At 62.9% G+C, this 19,784-nt stretch carries 1 protein-coding gene; it reads right to left on the minus strand.

Annotated features, from left to right (window positions below):
- Window positions 1–31: 31 nt before the first annotated feature.
- On the minus strand, window positions 32–19,735 hold the full coding sequence (locus ACT6Q8_RS20805) for a cadherin domain-containing protein (RefSeq protein ID WP_444734301.1): 19,704 nt from the start codon (window positions 19,733–19,735) through the stop codon (window positions 32–34).
- Window positions 19,736–19,784 lie beyond the last annotated feature (49 nt).

Consider the following 19,784-nt stretch of genomic DNA (forward strand, 5'->3'; position numbering starts at 1 on the left):
CACCGGCCGGCCCCCTTGTCAGCATCTGGAATTATCCCCCGAAGGAGATGTTGCTGCTGTTCAGCTTGGCGTTGGATACGACGCCAAGCAGCTTGATTTCCCCGGACGTGATGCTCTGCTCTCCATTGGTCTTGGTGACCATGTAGATCCCGGTATCGGTCTCGTCGCTGGCCAGGACCATGACGCTACCGCCGGCACGCGGGTTCTTCAGGGCACCGATGGCGGTGCGGATGGCAATCAGGCTGTCATCGGTCAGGCTGCTGCTCGTGGTGGTCAGGCGAACCACCTCGTCATTGGCCATATCGACCTGTCCGGTTGTCCGGTCGCCTCCCTGGACCACACCGTCGCCGTTGCGGTCCAGCAGGCTGCGCAGATTGCCGACCAGTACCAGACTGTCCAGTGCCGTCTGGAAGTTGGTGATACGGTCGAAGCCTGTGTTGGCGCCCGCCGCCGCACCGTCGCCGGCATTGCGGTAGACGATCTGGTCCGCCACCTGGCTTGTCCCCAGCGCGATCTGGTCGGCCCCCGCCCCGCCTTCGAAGCGGATGGCCTTGGCGTCGGCCACGGTGACGATATCCGCCCCGTTGCCACCCGTCAGGGTCTCCACTCCGCTGACGCGGATGGTGCCGCCCTGGCTGCCCAGGGTGATCACTTCCCGTGACGCGCCACCGATCAGGGTTTCGATACCGCTGACCAGCATCGTGGCGCCGCTGTTGCCGATTGTGACGATGTCGGTGCCATTGCTGCCAGTCAGGGTCTCCAGACCACGGACCAGCAGGCTGTTGCCACCGTCGGCCAGACGGACCGCATCCACTCCGCTGCCGCCGACCAGGACATCGATGCCCTTGGCCCACAGCGTGCCACCCACGGCACCGGTGAAGACGAAGTCGGTGCCACTGCCGCCGATCAGGCTTTCGATGCCTTCAACGGAGATGGTGGCACCGCCACCGGACAACGTGACCTGATCCAGGCCACGCCCACCGATCAGCGTCTCCAGGCCGGAGACGGCAATGCTGTTGCCGACATCGCCCAGGGTGACACGGTCGCGGCCACGGCTACCCACCAGTTCCTCGATCTGCTGGATCCAGATGGTGCTGCCGGCACCACCCAGATAGATCAGATCGGTGGCCGGGGAGCCGGTCAGGCTTTCCAGCATTTCCACACTCATCGTGGAACCCACACTGCCGCTGCTGGTCACCACGTCGTTCTGGGCGCTGCCGATCAGCGTTTCCAGCTGTGTCACGGCGATGGTGGTGCCGGCCGGACGGGCCAGCGTGATCACATCCTGACCGATATTGCCGATGACCGTGGCATAGCGGTCGAGGCTGAGCGTCGCACCGGAGGCCGGCAGACGCAGCACATCGTCCACCGCACGGATGGTCAGCAATGTCTCGCTGTCCATGGTGCGGGCATCCAGATCGGAGGTCTGCACCAGCAGCTGTGCCGTCTCCACCCCGTCAACCGTGGTGAAGAGCAGCGTCGCCAGGGTCGCGTTGACATCGGCGATGTTGCCCGTGACACGGATCACCGTGTTGGAGACCTGGGTCAGGGTGGCGGTGCCGATAGCCGTCAGGGCCACAGTGCCGCTGGTCGGGGTCAGTGTGACGGACAGGACGGGGCTGTCTGTGTCAGTGACGCTGATGCCCGTGACCGCCGACGGGGTGCCGCGCGGGATGGTGACGCCATCGGGGATGACCGTCTGCGGCGGCTGCAATACCTCGATCAGGATCAGGTCGCTGTCATTGGGTGTGACAGGGTCGTGATCATCCGTCTCGATCCGCAGCGATGCCTGGGGCTTGCCCAGCACACCGGTGAACTCCAACGTCGCCAGCGACTGCTTTACAGCAGCGGTGGAACCGGTCAGGACCAGCACTCCGCTATCGCTGCGTGTCACACTGACATCGCCCATGGCGGTCACGGAAACCGATCCATCGGTGGGGGTCAAGGTCACAGTCAGGGTCGGGCTGTCCGTGTCAGAGACGCTGACGCCGATGATTTCACCTGCGATGCCGGCGACGACGGCTGGCTTGACGGGCAGGATATTCTCCGGTGCCGTCGCCACCCGCACGTCCAGCGTCGCCACGTCGCTGCGCGGGACGGTGCCGTTGCCGGCCACCACCTGGATGCTGCCTGTGGCGCTGCCGCTGTCGGGCGTGAAATACAAGCCCGAGAGAGTGGCATTCACATCGGCCAGCGTGCCCGTCAGGGTGACGGCCCCGCTGCCCCGGCTCTGGCTGGCCGGGCCTACCAGGGTGATCGAACCACCGGTGGGGATCAGGGTGACGGTAACGGTGCCGCCCTGCGCGGCCTGAACCACGATACCGCCCACCACGCTGCTGCGGCCCGCCAGGATGGCGGTGGCTGCCGGCATGGACAGGCGCGGATTGGCCGGATCGTCGTTCAGAATAGTGGCATTGGCCTGGGCAACCAGGATGTCCATGCCGGACGACGGGTTGGACAGGGTGACGGTGAACCGTTCATCCTGCTCGATTGCCGTATCGGCGGTGACCCGGACCGTGATGGTCTTCACCGTCTCGCCAGCGGCGAAGCTGACGGTACCGGCGGGCAGGGTGCCCCCGAAGTCGGCAGCATCCAGACCGGAATTGCCGCTGACCCGGTAATCCACCGTGGCCGCCTCCAGGGCCGTACCCGAGCGGGTGACCTGGAAGGTGAAGTTGGTGAAGCCGCCGTCGCCTTCCGCCTTCGCGGTGTCGATTGCGGTGATGGAGAGACGGGTGGGAACAACGGTTCCAACCTGTGCGCCCGCCACCGCCGCATCGAGATTGCTGCCCGTCAGGGCAGTAACGGCGGCGTCCAGGTTACCCGCGGCGGTGCCGTTCCGCAGGGCGGTGACGGTCGTCGTCTGGGCCACGACCTGAACCCGAGCGATGGCGGTAAGGGCCGCCAACGGATCGGTCAGCAGAGCGGCGGCATTCACCTGGGCGTTGCCGGCCCCGATGATGGTGCCTGCATTGCTGGCAACGGCCCCGACCTTGCCAGCATCGACGCCCGGCAGCCGGGCGGCAGCGCCGCGCAGGATACCGGCCAGCGTACCCGCATCGGCCAGATTGAGGGTCGAACCTGCCGGCAGGGCGCGGATGGCATCGGCCAGCGCGTCCAGAATGGCCTGGCCCGCTTGTCCCGGCGCCAGCGTGTTGGTGGCCGCACCGTTCATCACGGCCGCCCCTTCCACGATCAGATTGGCAATCTTGACCGCTTCGGCCTGGGCCTTCACGGCAGAGGCCACCTGTGTGGCGCTGGCACCCGATGCCGTCGCCGCCTGCAGCGGGTCGACATTCAGCAGATCCAGACCCGCATCGATACCCAGTGCCGTCTTCAGCTGTGCCGCCGCCGCCAGATTGGCGGACGCGGTTGCCTGCCGGCCGGCCAGGCCGACAATCGCGCTGGTCAGCGGGTTAATGACGGTGGCGCGGGACGGTGCCTCATAGACACCGTCAAAGACCTGGCCCGTGGAGATGTCGGTGCCGCCCACCATGACATAGGCACCGCTGCCACCGCCGATGGTGTAGTTGCCGGTCGCATCGGTGACCGACGACGCCTCGCCCGCATCCAGGACGCCATTGCCGTTGGCGTCCGCGAAGACGGTGGCGCCGCTGATATAGCCGTCCACGGTCTTGCCGCGCACGAAGTTGATGATCACGCCACCGAAATCGGCACCCGACAGGGTGAAGTCGGCCAGCGAGGCGTTGCCAGCCGCATCCTTGATCGCTCCGGCATTGACAATGTTGCCGGCGACGGAGATGCCGTCGCCATCCAGATCGCCCGCACCGACAACATAGCGGAAGGTCAGGACCGAACCGCCCGAGCCGCCGACATAGACTGCCTGACGATTGGCAGAGCCGACCAGCAGGGACAGGGCCGGTGTGCCGTCGACAGTCACGGCCTCGCTGAAGCTCAGGCTGATTTCCACGCTGTCGCCGGGGAAATAGGTACCGGCGGCGGGCGCGGAAACACCCGTGACCTGCGGCGGCAGACGGTCACGTGCGCCATCCAGGATGGTGCCGGACACGCTGGACGGGTCATTGATGCGCGGGGTCAGGACCAGACCGGAGGAGGACAGGCCATCCAGCTTGACCGTGAAGGTTTCGTCGCCTTCGTTCAGGGCGTCGGCCTTCACCAGGACGGTAATTTCCTGGCTGGACTGACCCGGCGCCAGAGTGACCGTGCCGGAGGGTAGCGCGTCGTCCGCGAAGTCGAACCGGTCGATGCCGCCGCCTTCATCAATGCGCCAGTTGACCGTCACCGTGCCGTCCGTGGCCGGGGTCTGACCGGCACTGCGGCTGATGGTGAACCGGTAGGCGACCAAGCCGTCGCCCGTCGGCTCCACCTGCACCGACGGGGTGCCGCCGGTGACGCCAATGGCGATCAGTTGTTCCTCGGCGATGGTGATATCCACCGCACTGGCAATGTCTTTCTGCCCATCGCTGACGGAGTAGGTTACGCGGCCCGCCGATCCGGCGAAGCCGGGATCGACACGGAACGTGAGGCCCGCCAGTTCCGTGGCGGACACCACGGCGCCCGCTGCAACCGCACGGCCATCGGCATATTGCAGAACGCCGTGGCTGGGCAGTTCCCCGATGGTCACGAACAGTTGGTTGCCATCCGGGTCCAAGGGCATGTCGATGGACAGGCCGATGGCACCGGAATTCTTGGCGATGATCACCTGCTTGGGGGCCTGAATGACCGGGTCGTTATTCTCACCATCGATGGTGATAGTAACGGTGGCCGTGGAGGTCAGGCCGCCCTTGTCGGCGATCGTGTAGGTGAAGCTGTCCTGGCCCTTGCCACCCAGCGGGAGCGACTTGAAGGCGCCGTTGGGGTCATAGGTGTAGGTGCCATCGGCATTGACCTGGATCTTTGCCCCGGAGGCCAGGGTGATCAGGCTGCCGACCGCCCCGTCGCCATTGACGCCGATAATGGTGCGGGTGTCGCCCAAATCGATATCGGTGTCGTTATCCAGCAGGCCGGACCCGTTCAGGAAGCCTGTTTCACGGACAGTGCCAGTGTCATCCTTGGCCACTGGGGCCTGGTTGACGTCGGCGATGGTGACGGTGAAGCTCTGTGCGACAGAGGCACCGGCCTTGTCGGTCGCCGTGACGGTGATCCCCAGCGCCCCGGCATCGTTGAAGCCGGGCGTGCCGCTGAAGCTGCCGGTGGCTGCGTCGAAGGACAGCCAGGCGGGCAGGGCGCCACCTCCCGCCACCGTGGCGGAGAAGGTCAGCGTGTCATTGGTATCCACATCCCTGAAGGCCGTCGCGGGCAGGGCGAAGGAGAAGCCTTTGCCCTCGATGGCGCTCTGGTTGCCGATGGCCGTCCCGACCACCGGCGCATCGTTCACCGGCGTCACAGCCAGCGTGATGGTGCCGCCGACGGGCGCGTTGCCGGCAATGTTGTCGGTGACCAGCAGGCTGATGCTGGTTGGCTTGTCATTGTTCAAGGCCGGCACGAAGCTGGCTGCCGCCAGTGCCGCATTGATCTGCGCCATGGTGCCGATGGTGGTCCAGACACCGGTCGCGGCGTCATAGCTGCCACCACCCTCAATCCGGCCCGTGGATGGGTCGGCCAGGGTCAGGGTCGCTGTCAGAGCGGCGTTGGGGGCCGCGGTCAGGCTGGTACCGGCCAGCGAGATGGCGCCGCTATCTTCGACATAGGATAGTTCACGCGACAGGCCCGTGGCCTTGATCTGGCTCTGGCCGATGATGAAGGGTGTGCTGGACGCCGCACCCGCGACATTGTTGCCGGCAATGTCGGTGATGCGGCTTCCATCCAACGTCAGTGTCACGGTACCGCCGCCCGTCAGGCCAGTGGCCGTGATTTCGATGGTCTGTGCGTCCACGATGCTGACGGAACCGATGCTCCCCTTCGCCGTGCCGGTAGTGGCCAGTCCGAAGGCAGCAGCTGTGGCACCGCTGACCATTTCGGAGAAGCTGACCCTCCAGGTCAGGCTGGTGCTGTCCGGCGCCGGCGTACCAACCAGTGCTAGGCCGGTTACGCTGGGGGCGAGACCGTCGATGGTGATGGTGGTGGCTGTGCTGGCCTCGCTCACCAGACCGGACTTGCCGGTGGCCGTGGCGCTGAGGCTCAGTGTACCGGTCGTGGCGCCGGCATCGATGGTGAAGCTGTAGGCGCCATTCTCATCCGCAACGCTGGTCAGGCCGCTGGCGGTGCCGCCGATCAGCAGGCTGACCTTCGCGCCGGCTTCCGCCGTGCCGGTCACGACCAGGTTGCCGGGCTTGGTGATCCCGTCACTGCTGGAGGTGCCGGTATCACTGCCCGTGGTCAGGACAGGGGCGCTGGGCGCCTTGGTCTGGGCTTGCACGGCCAGGGTAAAGCTTTCCTGGCTGAGGCCGCCCTTGCCGTCGCTGGCCTGGACGGTGACGATCCGGTCGCCGGAAAGGACACCGGTCCAGTTCGCGCCATCCTTGACGGTGACGACACCGGTCTTGCCGTCGATTGCCACCAGACCACCTGCATCGGCCAGCAGGCTGTAGGTCACGGCGCTGTTGCCCGGATCGATGGCGGACGCGGTGATGCCAACCGATGTGCCGGCCGCGGACCCCGTCATCACGGTGTTGGCGGCGCTGTCCTTGTCGACCGGGGCCGTCGGGGGAGCATTGCTAACGGCGATGGTGAAGGTCTGGTTGCTGACCCCGCCCTTGCCGTCGCTTGCCTGGGCCGTGATGGAATGGCTGGTGGCCGTTTCGAAGTCGATCTTGTCGGCGTCCTTTACCGTCACGACGCCGGTCTTGGCATCGATCTGGAAGCGTCCGTCGGCATCGTTGGTCAGGCTGTATGTCACCGGCGTGGTGCCGGGGTCCGTGGCCTTCACGGTCAGGCCGACACTGCTGCCGGCCTTGGAACCCTCCGCCACACTGTTGGCCATGCTGTCATCATCGACCGGGGTGGTCGGCACGACATTGGTCAGGTCGATGGTAAAGATTTCGGTGCTGAGCCCACCCTTGCCGTCGCTGGCCTGAACCGTGATCGCATGGCTGGCTGACGCCTCGAAATCAAGCTTCTCGCCATCCTTGACGGACACAACACCGGTCTTGGTGTCGATCTGGAAGCGGCCACCGGCATCGTCAGTCAGGCTGTACGTGACCAGGGTATTGCCCGGATCGGTCGCCTTTGCGGTGATCCCGACCAGGGTGCCGGCCTTGGCCCCTTCCACCACGCTGTTGGCGGTGCTGTCGCCATCTACGGGCTTGGTGGGCGGCGCGTTGGCAACATTGATGGTGAAGCTCTGGTTGCTGATGCCGGAATGGCCGTCGCTGACATGGGCGATGATCGTGTGGCTGGACGCCGTCTCGAAATCGAGCTTGGTTCCATCCTTGACAGTGACGACACCGGTCTTGGCGTCGATCTGGAAGCGTCCGCCAGCATCATCTGTCAGGCTGTAGACAAGGTTGGTGCCGCTGTCGACGGCAGTTACCGTCAAGCCTACCGCTGTACCGGTTGCAGTGCCCTCGACAACGCTATTGGGCGCGTTGTCGGTGTCGACCGGCACCATTGGCGCGACATTGGTGATGTTGACAGACAGCGTCTGCGTCGTGGTCAGGCGACCGTCGGAGACCTCTACCGTGATGGCGTGGCTGGTCGCTTTATTAAAGTCGAGCAGCTTGCCGTCGGCGACGGTTACCATACCGGTTGCGCTGTCGATGCTGAAGCGTCCGCCAGCATTATCCGTCAGTCGGAAGGTAAGGCTGCTAACGTCGGTCGCCTGCACCAGCCCCACGATGGTGCCGTTGGTGGCCCCCTCCGGCACGGGCACAAATGAATTGCTGACAGACGCCGGAGCGACGGTATCTACGAGATATTCAGTACTCTTGCCTCCGACGGTCAAGGTGTTGCCGGCCAAGTCCTTGATGCCGTTTGGCAACAAGTCAAGGCGCATAATACCTTCGCCGCTGATGTTATTGACGGTGACGGTATAGGTATCACCGCTACCGTTGACGGATGCCATATTGAACAGCATTGGCCGACTAAAGTTACTTACATTGCTGACGGTAAAGTCAGACAAGTCGACACCGGTAACGTCTTCCGAGAACTTGACCAGGAAAGTGAAGGTGTCGGAGATCGGTGAATCAGAACCGGTTACAGCTGACGAAATGAAGGTAGGCCGGATCGTATCGACGGTGATGAGGGTCGACCCCCCGCTCTCCGTCACATAAATGTTGTCCAGGGTCAGGTCGGAGCGACCGGTCAGGGTGATCTGGTTGCCGCCATAGCTGAGGATGGTGTCGCTGCCGCTGGCGGTCAGCGTCATCTGGCTTTCGGTGAAGACCGAACCGCTGATGCGCAGCTTCTCGGTTTCGGCGATGTCGGTGACGGTATCGCCATTGCCGACATCGAAGAGATCAATACCGGCACCACCCGTCAGCGTGTCGCTGCCGTCGCCGCCGACCAGCGTGTCATTGCCAGCCCCGCCGACCAGAGTATCGTTCCCTGCCTGTCCGTCCAGGTAGACATCTGTGACGCCGACTGACGCGCCCAGCGTGGTTACCGTCACCATGTCCGCCCCGGCACTGCCGGTAACGGTTTCAAGCAGCCAGACAGCAATGCTGTTGCCGCTGCCCGACAGGGTCGTGACGTCCAGACCCGCACCGCCCACCAGCGTTTCCAGCTGAGAGACATTCATGGTGCTGCCGTCGGACCCGGTACCGGTCACGACATTGATGCTGCCATTGCCGATAAGGGTTTCCAGCTGGGTCACGGAGGTCGTGAAGCCGGAACCGGAAAGTGCCCGCAGAGTGTCCGTGCCGGCCCCGCCCTGGATCACGTCCAGCATCGAGAAGGCAAGCGTATTTCCGTTGGAGTCGAGCTTCACCACGTCACGGCCAGTATTGCCGATCAGCGTTTCCAGCAGCGACACCAGCATGGTGGAACCGCTGCTGCTGGAGATGGTGACATTCTCGACATAGGAGCTGCCGGTCAGGGTTTCCAGCAGTTCCACGGCGACCTTGGAGCCACGGGTGTTGTTCAGCGTGACCACATCCTTGCCGACGTCGCCCACGATGGTCTGATAGGCATCCACGCTGACTGTCGCACCCGCAGACGGCAGGTACAGGATGGTGGCGGGAACGAAGATGGTTACCGTCGTCAGCGCGCCGCCCAGCGACAGGGTCTCGGTCGGGGTGTAGACCGTCTCCAGGCCCGACACCAGAATGGTGGCGCCGGTATCGGTGAAGGTGACGACATCGTTGCCGCTATTGCCGATGAGCGTTTCCAGGCCGATGGCGCTAAGCGTGCTGCCGCCGGTGTTGCCCAGCTTCACAATATCGACAGCGGCGGCGGAGCCGATGACGCTTTCGACATCGGTGATGGTGACGATGGATTCCACCAGCGTCACGGTGACGGTCGTGCTGCCGTCCAGTTCCTCACGGTCGACCGAGGTTCCCTTCAGGACAAGCACGTCATTGCCGCTGCCGCCGGTCAACGTGTCGATCAGCGAGACGGTGAGCGTGGTGCCGCCCGTCGCCGGGCTGACCAGGGTGACGATGTCGGTGCCGGTACCGCCGGCAAGTTCTTCCAGGGCCTCGATCCGGATGGTGCTGCCGGATGTGCCACCCAGGGTGACGGCATCATACCCGCTGCTGCCGGTCAGGGTTTCCAGACCGGTGACGGTCAGGGTTCCGCCCCCACCGGCCATGATGACATGGTCATCACCGGCCCCGGCATTAACATTCTCCATCAGCGAGACGGTGACGGTATCGTTGCCGCTGCCCAGGGTGGCCGTATCCGTTCCCTTGCCGCCGATGATCGTTTCAACATCGGAAATGACGATGTTGCTTTGCAGGGTCGGGATGCCGTCGACGGTGACGAAAGTGGCTTCCAGGGTCACGACATCGGTGCCAAGACCACCCGTAAGGGTCTCAACCTGCGACACCATGATCTGGTTGCCGCTGCTGCCCAGCGTTACGCTGTCAACGCCGCTATTGCCGATCAGGGTTTCGACCAGCGAGACATGGATATTGTTGTTGCTGGTGCTGGTCAGGGTGATGGCATCGGTGCCGGAACCGCCGATCAGGGTTTCGACACCCTGCATCGCCAGCGTGATGCCATTGGTTCCCGTACCGGTAACGACATCAAGGCCGCCGCCGCCGGTGAGTGTTTCCAACAGGGCGATGGCGAAGGTGCCGCTGGCCGCCGCCGTGACGACATCCTTGCCGGCACCGCCCGCCAGGGTCTCCAGCGCCTGAATCAGCAGGGTGTTGCCACCGGTGCCCAGGGTGATGGCATCGACACCGCTGCCGCCGGTGATCGTCTCGAAATTGACCAGCGTGGTCTGGTTGTTGCCGGACAGGGTGACGGCGTCATTCCCGCTGCCGCCGATCAGGGCATCCAGCCCCGTGGCGGTTACCGTGTTGCCACTGCTGCCCGACAGGATAACAACCGCGCTGCCGGCACCGATCAGGTTTTCCACCAGCGTGGTGGTCAATGTGCTGTTGGACACACGGACAAGGTCAGCACCGCTGCCGCCGGTCACGGCCTCGAACCCGTCCAGATAGATTGTGCTGCTGGTATCGGTCAGGATCGCCACATCATTGGCGCCGTTGCCGATCAGCGTATCGATCAGGGTCAGGGACAGTGTCCCGCCGCTGGTATCCAGGTTCGTTATGACATCGAGGTCGGTGCTGCCGGTGATGGTTTCGAACCGTGCCACGGACATGGTGCTGCCGCCCGTCAGCAGCTTGACCTCGTCAATACCAGTGCCGCCGATCAACGTTTCCAGGTTCTGGACCGTGACCGTCCCGCTGGTGGACAGGGTGATGGCGTCGATGCCGGTCGCGCCCAACAGGGTTTCGACCGACGACACCAGCATGGTGACGCCGAGCGTGCCCGTGCTGGTGATGACGTCCGTGTCGGATGTACCGACCAGTGTTTCCAGCAGTTCGATGGTCAGGGTGCTTGCAGCGGCGAGTGTAACGACATCACGCCCGTCACCAGTGCTGGTCAACTGCTCCATGGCGCTGATGGTCAGCGTATTACCTGTGCTGTCCAGGAACGCAATATCTCTGCCGATACCCCCGATCAGCGTTTCCATGAGGCGCATGGAAACTGTGCTGCCGAAGGAACGATAGCTGATGACGTCCACGCCGGCGCCGCCCGTCAGCGTTTCGATATGGAAAACATTAATGCTGTTGCCGGTATCGGCCAGTGTGACAATATCAAGGCTACTGTTACCGTCGAGGGTCTCTATACTGGACAGATTGATAGTCACACCGCTAGTAGTGAGCGTGATGAAATCTGTGCCGCTGCCGCCCGTCAATGTCTCCAGGCGCCCAACGAGCATTGTGTTGCCACCGTTGCCTAGCGTCACCACGTCGGTGAATGCACCGCCGTTGGCGCCGATAAGAGACTCTATATTCTCAGCGTTGATGGTGCTGCCATTGCTGGACAGGGTGATAGCTTGAGTACCGCTGCTGCCGATCAGTGATTCGATGGCGCCAACTGACATGGTGACGCCCTCTGTGGTGGTCACCAGCACATCTGTACCGACGCCGCCCAGGATCGTTTCCAGTGCTGAGATGACCAGCGTGGTACCTGTCGATGCCAAGCTGACGACGTCGATATCACTGACGCCGGTACCGCCGGTCAGCGTCTCAATACCCCCGACCATTATGTTGTTACTGCTGGACCGCAGGGTCACTATGTCAGTGCCGCTACCGCCGATTAATGTCTCCAGTTTCCAGATGTTGATGCTATTCCCCTGGTTGCCCAGGCTGACTGCATCAGTACTATCGCTCCCGGTCAGAGACTCCACCAGCGTTACCATCATGGTGGCGCCGCTGCTGGCGATGGTGGCCCTATCGGTGCCGCTGCCGCCGGTCAGGGTTTCGATGTTGCCCACGACATAGTTGCCGGCGGTTGTGGCCGTCAGCACGTCGATGCCGCTGCCGGTGCCAAGCAGGGTTTCCACGGCGCCGAAGGCCAGGGTGCCGCCCTGGCTGCTTAGTATAACTGCTTGGATGCCGGACGCGCCGACCAAAGTCTCAATCAACGAGACCTGCGTGGTGGCAGTAGTGCCAGTGGCGAAGGTGACCACATCATTGGCCACGCTGCCGGTCAGGCTCTCCAGATTCTGGATGGTGATGCTGTTGCCACTGTCGGTCAGGGTCACGGCATCAGTGCCGATGCCGCCAACCAGCTGCTCCACACCGGCTACCGCCATGGTGGCGCCCTGGTTGGTGAAGCCGACAACATCCAGACCGCTGCTGGCGATCAGGGTTTCCAGCAGGCCGACAAAGATTGTTTTGTTGCCGCTGTCGGTCAGGCTTGCCACGTCGGTGCCAGAAGCACCGATGATGGTTTCCACCCCGCTGACGGACAGGGTGACGCCGAACGTGCCGGTGCCATTGATGGTATCCGTGCCGGCGGAGCCGATCAGCGTCTCGATCAATGCCACGGCAAGGGTGGTGGCACTGGCCAACGCGACGATATCTTTACCTGCACCACCAACCAGCTGTTCGATCAGCGAGACAGTGGTTGTGGTGCCAGCCGTGGTCAGCGTGACATTGTCACTGCCGGTGCCGCCGATCAGGGTTTCAACCCCGATGGCCAGCAGGGTCGTGTTCTGGCCATTGGCAAAACGGACGGCATCCTGTCCCGTGCCGGTGGTGAGGGTTTCCAGCAGCGCGACGGTGATTGTGTTACCGGCATTGCCATCCACGGTGACAATGTCGGTGCCGCTGTCGCCGATCAGGGTGTCGATGGCGCTCACGGCCAGGGTGACACCGGCAGTGCCGGTACTGGTCACTACTTCTATGCTAGCGCTGCCGGTCAGGGTTTCGATCAGCGCGATGGCAAAGGTGCTGCCGCCTGTCGCGACCGTCACGATTTCGGTGCCCGCTCCGCCCCGCAGCGTTTCGATGTTCTTTACAGTGAACGTGTGGCCGCCGGAGGTCAGGGTGATATCATCGTTGCCGCTACCGCCGTTCAGCACCTCCACCGCCGAGATGGTGATGGTGTTGCCCAATTCGGACAAGGTGACGGCGTCGGTGCCGGCGCCACCCCGTAGCGTCTCCACGCCACCCATGCTGACCGTATTGCCGGATGCCGACAGAGTCAGATCGTCGATGCCCGTGCCGCCGAGAAGGGTTTCGACCTCTTCCACCAGCATGGTGGAGCCGGACGTGCCGGTTGAGGTGACAACCTGTGCGCCAGTACCGCCGACCAGGGTCTCAATGGCGCTGACTGTGAAGTTACCGACGCCGAACCTGGTGACGACATCCTTGCCGGACCCGCCGATCAGGCTTTCCACCAGGGAGACGGCGATCGTGTTGCCCGACGCGTTCAGCAGGACCGTATCTGTGGCGGTGCCGCCGACAATCGTCTCCACAAGAGAGACGCCCATCGTGCCGGCTGTGTTGTCCAGCAGTATATGGTCCAGACCGGTGCCGCCATTCAGGCTTTCGATCCCGCTCACCATGATGGTGATGCCGTTGGTTCCTGTGGTCGACACAAGATCGGTGCCGCTTGACCCGATCAGCGTTTCCAACGCCTGTACCGCGATGGTGGACGCCGCGGTGAGGGTGACAACATCCGTTCCGTTATGGCCGATGATCGTGCGATAGCCGGTAATATCTTCGTTTCCGGTACCGGATAGATTAATGATCTGGTTATTGATGTAGACCCAGGTGCCGTTGGTCAATTTGGTGCCGTCAAGCACCTCTGTACCGTTGGGCTTGTGGATAGTCTCGATCCCCTGCACCCAGATGCTGGTATCGGAGTCGGTCAGGGTCACGACCGTGCCGGCCCCGCTGCCGATCAGCGTCTCCACGCCCACGGAGGTTATGGTGCTGGCCGAGGTCAGGATAACCGTATCGACGCCGGTCCCACCAATCAGGGTTTCGATGCTGGAGAGCACGGTGGTGATGCCGCCGGTGCCGAACGTCACCGTATCGCCGCCCGTTCCACCGATCAGGGTTTCCAGCAGCCGGACAAGGATGGTGTTGCCGCTGTTGCTCGACAGGGTCACTTCGTCATTGCCGGACGAGCCGTAGAAGGCTTCAACCCGGGTCACGCTGGTCGTGATGCCGCTCCCGAATGCCGTCAGGGCGTCGGTACCGGAACCGCCAGCAACGGATTCCACGTCGCTGATGGAGGTTGTGTTGCCGCTGCTGCCCAGGGTGAGCAGTTCGTTGCCGACGTTGCCAATCAGGGTGTCGATCAGGGAGGCAAAAAGGCTGGCGCCGCCCGTTTCCGCGATGACGACACTGTCCTGGCTGGTGGTGCCGATGATAGTATCGATCAGCGATACGGACAGGGTGCTGCTGTCTGTGGTCAGGGTGATGCTGTCGGTTCCGGTACCGCCGATCAGGGTGCTGTACTGCCCGACCTGCATGGTGGTGCCGCCATCGCCCAGCAAGGCGACGTCGGTACCAAAGCCGATGGACCCCACCAGGGTTTCCAGGCCGCTCACCGACATGGTCGAGCCAAGCGTTCCCGTGCTGAGGATGACATTGACGGCGCTGTTACCGACGATGGTGTCCAGGTCGCTCACATGCATGGTGAAGCCGCTGGTACCATAGGCCTGAAGGGCATCCGTCGCATTGCCGCCGATCAGGGTTTCGAGCAGCGTCACAGCCAGCGTGTTGCCGTTGCTGGAGAGAAGCACGCGGTCAAGGCCGGAATTACCGATAATTGTTTCCATATCGGAAACATTCAGGGTGGAGCCGTCCGTGCTGATGTTGGTGGCCACGTCGTTGCCGCCGCTGCCGACCAGCGATTCCAGCAACTGTACGGCCACGGTCGAGGCCTGGGTGAAGGTAACCACATCCGTGCCAGCCTGACCGATAACGGTCTGATAGGCATCGACAGTGACGGTATTACCGCTGGCGCTGGGTACCGTCAGGATCAGTTGAGCGGGGCTAAGTACGATGGTGGTGGCCGCCCCGGCCAGGGCCAGGGTACGGTCCGTGGTGTGAACCGTCTCAACGCCTGAAACGACGATGGTGCCGCTGGTTTCGGTGAAGGTCACCAGATCAGTGCCGGACCCGCCGATCACGGTCTCCAGGCCGACGACATTGACGGTATTGCCGCCAGTGCCGAGTTGCACCACGTCCAGGCCGGTATTGCCGATGATGGTTTCCACCAAGCTGGTGGAAATCGTGTTGCCGCCGCTGGTCAGCAGAACAATGTCGGTGCCGCCACCGCCAGTGAGGCTTTCTACCAGGGAGACGGACAGGGTGACGGTGGTCCCGTTGGCGCTGGCGGCGGTGACGGTATCGGTGCCGATGCTGCCGGTGATGGTCTCCACCGCAGTGACGGCCAGGGTGCCGCCAATTCCGCTCAGCGTCACGCTGTCGGCGCCGCTGCTACCCGCCAGGCTTTCTACCCCACCAACGGCGATGGTGGCGCCGCTGGTGCCGCCCAGGGCGACGATATCGGTGCCGTTACCGCCCGTCAGGCTGTCGATCAGCGAGACGGTGATGGTGCTGCCGGAATTGTCATTGATGCTGGCAACATCGTTGCCGACCGTACCCGTCAGGCTTTCGATCAGGGAGACGGCAATGGTGCCGCCACCAGTTGCCATCCGCACATGGTCGACGGTGGCACCGGAATCGCCGATGACGCGTTCCACGGCCGCAACGGTAACGTCGTTGCCACTGGTGTTCGCGGACAGGCGGATCGTGTCATTGCCGGTATTGCCGACGATGTTTTCCACCAGATCGACCAGCAGCGTATTGTTGCCGGCACCCAGCGCGACCATATCGGTGCCCGTGCCGCCGCGCACGCTTTCAACCAGCGAGACAGTCAGGGTATTGGCCGCCGTCTGGTCGATGGTGACCAGATCGCTTCCGCTGCTGCCCGTCACGGCCTCGACACCGGTGATCGACAGGGTGCCGCCAGCAGTGTTGCTCATGGTGGCGACATCGCGGCCTGTGCCGCCGACCAGGCTTTCGACCAGCGACAGAGCCAGCGTGCTGCCGACGCTGCCCGTATTCACGACATCGGTGCCGCCGCTGCCGATAATGGCCTCTATCTGCCGGATCTGGATGGTACCGCCGCTGGTGCCAGCCATGGCAACCAGATCACTGCTAGACGCGGCACCAATCAGCGTTTCGATCTGGCTGACATTGATCGTATTGCCGTCGGGGCTCAGGGTGACAATGTCAGTGCCGATACCACCCACTAGGCTTTCAATCTGTGCTACGGACAGCGATCCGCCCACAGTGCCGGTGGTGACGAGATCGACCCCGGCGCCACCGAGCAGTTCTTCGATGCCGGCGATGTCAATCGTGTTGCCACCGGAATCCAACTGAACCTGATCCACGCCGGCACTACCCAGCAGGCTTTCAATCTTGGAAAGCGTGACCGCCCCGGCGTTGGTGCCCAGGCTGACAATGTCGACGCCGGTGGTGCCGATCAGGGTATCCACGGCGCGGATCAGGGTGGTGCTGCCGTTGGTACCGGCCAGGAAAACCCTTTCGACCCCGCTGCTGCCCGTGATGCTTTCAATGGCGCTGACCGTTAGGGTGCTGCCCGCCGTGCTGATCAGCCCGAGAACGTCTGTACCGGCACTGCCGATCACAGTTTCCGTGCCAGCTACAGCGATGGTGCTGCCATTGTCGCCAATGATCAAAACTTCTGTCGCGGTGTCACCCGTAAAAGTCTCGATAAAGGAGACAGTTGCGGTTGTGCCGAAAGTGGACGCGATCTTCACTGCATCTGCGCCACTGTTGCCGACGATGGCTTCGAAGGACGTGACAGTGGTCGTCGATCCGTTGGTGCGCAGGATAATGGCTGTATCGGTACCGGTGTTGCCGCGCAGCGATTCTACATTGAGGACCACCAGCGTGTTGCCGTCGGTGCTGTTAAGGATGGCCGCATCAGTGCCGCTGCTGCCGATCAGAGTTTCCAGCAGGGAGACTGTGATATTGCCCGACGCGCTCATGATCGCAACGTCGGTACCAGATCCGCCGAACAGGCTTTCGACCAGGGAAGTCGTGATGGTGTTGCCACCGCTGCCGAGCGTGATGGTATCTCCGACACCGGCGCCGCCGATGATCGTCTCAAACTGCGAGATGACCATGGTGTTGCCACCATCGACCAGCTTGACGATGTCGTCACTGCTGTTGCCGATCAGCGTCTCGACGCGGGTCACGAACAGGGTGGCACCGGCGACACCGGTATAGGTCGCCACGTCGTCGCCCGACGCGCCGCCGATCAGCGATTCAATGGCGGATACGGTGATGGTGCTACCGAAGGTGCCCAATGACAGGACATCAAGACCGACGCTGCCCACCACGGCCTCAATACCCGCGACTGTCAGGGTATTGGCATCCGTTCCTTCCATCGCCAGCGTGTCATTGCCGGCGCCGCCCGTCACGCTCTCCAGCAGCGAGACACGGATGGTGCCGCCGGTGGTGCCGGTGCTGGTGATGACATTGGCACCGGCGGTGCCGACGATGGTTTCGATGCCATCGACGGCGATGGTGAAGCCGGAAGCGGCCCAGGTGACGACATCATCGCCGCTGGCGCTGCCGATGATGGTCTCTACGGCGGTCAAGGCCATGCTGGTCGTACCGGCAGCATACTGGACGACATCCGTGCCGGTATTGCCGATAAAGGTTTCCACCTGCCCGACCAGCATCGTGCTGCCCACGGTGCCCGTGCGCAGGATGATATCGTTCTGTGCTGTGCCGATCAGGGTTTCCAGCAGCTGCACAGCCAGGGTCGTGCCCTGGGTCTGCGTCAGGGTGACGATGTCGGTGGCGGTATCGCCCAGCACCGTTTCATAGGGCAGGGCCACGCTGCTGCTGCCGCCGGTGGCGGGCATCTGCAAGATGTTGGTGACGCCGCCGATAGTGATGGTCTGGGCGGCACCGGCCAGGGACAGGGTCTGGGTCGCCGTGATGACGGTATCCACGCCCGACACAAAGATGGTCGCGGCACTGTCGGCGAAGCTAATGACGTTGGTGCCGCCACTGCCGATCAGTGTCTCCACCAGAGAGACGGTGGTGGTGCTGCCGGTGCTGAGCAGGGAGACCACATCCTTGCCGCTGCTGCCGACCAGGGTCGACAGTTCACCCGCGCTAATGGTGTTGCCGCTGCTGGCCAGCATGACGGCGCCGGAACCGGTGCCGATCAGGGTTTCGACGAAGGAGACGGCGGTGGTGACGGAGGTGCTGCCCTGGCCGACGGCCACGGTGTCGTTATACGCGCTGCCGATCAGGGTATCGATATTGAGCAGCGTCAGGTTTGTGGCACCCGACACCAGTGTGACCAACTCCCGCTGATGGGACCCGATCAGAGTGCCGACCATGTCAACGGTCAGCGTGCTGCCCGTCGTCAAACTGATAATATTGGCGGCCATACCGCCAAGCAGCGTCTCGATGCTTGTGACGATGGCGCTGGTCTGCGCGCTGGTACCGAATATGGCGGTATCATCACTGCTGCTGCCGACCAACCGCTCGATAGCGCTTACCGACAGGGTGCTGGCGTTGGTGAACTCAACCCAGTCAGTATTGCTGCTACCAATGATGGTTTCGACACCAGCAATCTGAATGGTGTTGGATGCCATCGCAACAGCTGACATCACGACAACGTCAGTACCACTTGTACCGAGCAGCGTTTCCACCAGGCCGATCGTCATCGTCTTGGCATTGGTATCGGCCAGGATAACGTAATCGTTGTAGCTGAAACCGTTCCCGTGGAGGGTTTCGATCTGCGATACGCGGATAGTGTTACCGTTAGACGACCCTGCTGCGGTCAGGGAGACAATGTCCTGCCCGGCCGAGCCGATCAGGGTCTCGATCAGCGACACCAACATGGTGCCAGCGACGGTGGCGGTCGCGAGGGCTGTATCACCGATGAGCTGGGTTGTCCGGCGTTCGTCCATCGTGACAACGTCAGCGCCACTGCTGCCGATCAGCGTGTCGATATCGGCGATGGTAATCGTGGTATTGACATCGCCCAGCATAATCGCGTCGCGGCCACCCGTGCCGCCGGCAATATACTCAATGCCGGATATCAGCATCGTCATGGCGCCGGTGGAGCGATTGATCGAGCCAGACTTGAACCCACCGGTAACGATGTCATAGCCGCTGCCGCCGATCATCGTATCGACGAACGCCACACCCATGGTGTTGCCGCCGCTGCCCAGCGAGTAGGCATCGTTCTTGCTGCCGTTGCCGAGCAGAATCTCGGCACCGATCACCAAGGCAGTGTTGCCGTCGACGCTTGAAATGGTGGCGAAGACATCCAGGGCGCCGACGCCAATAATGGTTTCAACCAGCCCGACGGTGGTAGTGGTGCCAATAGTGCTAGTGGTCAAGGCGACGTCGTTGCCGCTACCGCCCAACAGCGATTCGATAAAGCTGACGGCGACGGTAGTGCCGCCGGTATTGGCCAAGGTGATGAAATCTGTACCGGTGCTGTTCCCGATGAAGGTTTCAATGCTGGTTGCATTGATGGTGTTGCCGGAGACGGTGAATGTCAGGACATCACGGCCGATATTGCCGATCAGGGTTTCAAGTTTGGAGATACCCAGCGTATTGCCGCTGGTTCCCCCCAGGGTTATGACTTCGGGCGCCTTTAGGTTGGTGCCGCCATACAGATGGTCCAGGTTGGTGACGGTCATGGTCTGGCCGGTGCTGTTCAACACCAGGCCCTGGGTGCCGCCGACACCCTTCACGAAGGAATACACGGTACCCGTCGTAAGGGTTATGTCCGCGCCACCCGAGAGGGTCAGTGTACCACCAGCAGCCATGTTCTTTCCCTCGCCCCACCTGATGGGAACCAGCCTATGCGAAAGGCGT

The sequence above is a fragment of the Niveispirillum sp. genome (genome assembly GCF_052437035.1).
Classification (GTDB): domain Bacteria; phylum Pseudomonadota; class Alphaproteobacteria; order Azospirillales; family Azospirillaceae; genus Niveispirillum.